Source organism: Streptomyces lothianensis (assembly GCF_047779955.1).
GTDB lineage: Bacteria > Actinomycetota > Actinomycetes > Streptomycetales > Streptomycetaceae > Streptomyces.
Genome location: NZ_JBLMKT010000112.1, coordinates 1 through 1,506, shown reverse-complemented (window position 1 = coordinate 1,506; position 1,506 = coordinate 1). Strand labels below are relative to the sequence as shown.

Genomic DNA, 1,506 nt, shown 5'->3' with positions numbered 1-1,506 from the left:
GGAGCGGAGTGAAATAGTACCTGAAACCGTGTGCCTACAAGCCGTGGGAGCGTCGGATACGTGCTTGCACGTATCTCGTGACTGCGTGCCTTTTGAAGAATGAGCCTGCGAGTTAGCGGTGTGTAGCGAGGTTAACCCGTGTGGGGAAGCCGTAGCGAAAGCGAGTCCGAACAGGGCGTTTGAGTTGCACGCTCTAGACCCGAAGCGGAGTGATCTAGCCATGGGCAGGCTGAAGCGCGGGTAAGACCGTGTGGAGGGCCGAACCCACCAGGGTTGAAAACCTGGGGGATGACCTGTGGTTAGGGGTGAAAGGCCAATCAAACTCCGTGATAGCTGGTTCTCCCCGAAATGCATTTAGGTGCAGCGTCGTGTGTTTCTTGCCGGAGGTAGAGCACTGGATAGGCGATGGGCCCTACCGGGTTACTGACCTTAGCCAAACTCCGAATGCCGGTAAGTGAGAGCGCGGCAGTGAGACTGTGGGGGATAAGCTCCATGGTCGAGAGGGAAACAGCCCAGAGCATCGACTAAGGCCCCTAAGCGTACGCTAAGTGGGAAAGGATGTGGAGTCGCAGAGACAACCAGGAGGTTGGCTTAGAAGCAGCCACCCTTGAAAGAGTGCGTAATAGCTCACTGGTCTAGTGATTCCGCGCCGACAATGTAGCGGGGCTCAAGCGTACCGCCGAAGTCGTGTCATTGCGATATATACCCCTAACGGGGATCGTGATGGGTAGGGGAGCGTCGTGTGCCGGGTGAAGCAGCACCGGAAGGTAGTTGTGGACGGTTCACGAGTGAGAATGCAGGCATGAGTAGCGATACACACGTGAGAAACGTGTGCGCCGATTGACTAAGGGTTCCTGGGTCAAGCTGATCTGCCCAGGGTAAGTCGGGACCTAAGGCGAGGCCGACAGGCGTAGTCGATGGACAACCGGTTGATATTCCGGTACCCGCTTTGAAACGCCCAATATCGAATCAGACGATGCTAAGCCCGTGAAGCCGTTCCGGACCCTTCGGGGAATGGAAAGTGGTGGAGCCGGTGACCCAGATCTGTAGTAGGTAAGCGATGGGGTGACGCAGGAAGGTAGTCCAGCCCGGGCGGTGGTTGTCCCGGGGTAAGGGTGTAGGCCGTGTGATAGGCAAATCCGTCACACATTGAGGCTGAGACCTGATGCCGAGCCGATTGTGGTGAAGTGGATGATCCTATGCTGTCGAGAAAAGCCTCTAGCGAGTTTCATGGCGGCCCGTACCCTAAACCGACTCAGGTGGTCAGGTAGAGAATACCGAGGCGTTCGGGTGAACTATGGTTAAGGAACTCGGCAAAATGCCCCCGTAACTTCGGGAGAAGGGGGGCCATTCCTGGTGACCGGATTTACTCCGTGAGCTGGGGGTGGCCGCAGAGACCAGCGAGAAGCGACTGTTTACTAAAAACACAGGTCCGTGCGAAGCCGTAAGGCGATGTATACGGACTGACGCCTGCCCGGTGCTGGAACGTTAAGGGGACCGGTTAGT

Annotated in this window: 1 rRNA gene; it reads left to right on the top strand. The window is 56.9% G+C overall.

The window, feature by feature from the left end:
• Positions 1-1,506: ribosomal RNA gene (locus ACLF6P_RS29815) — 23S ribosomal RNA — on the top strand; the annotation flags it as partial.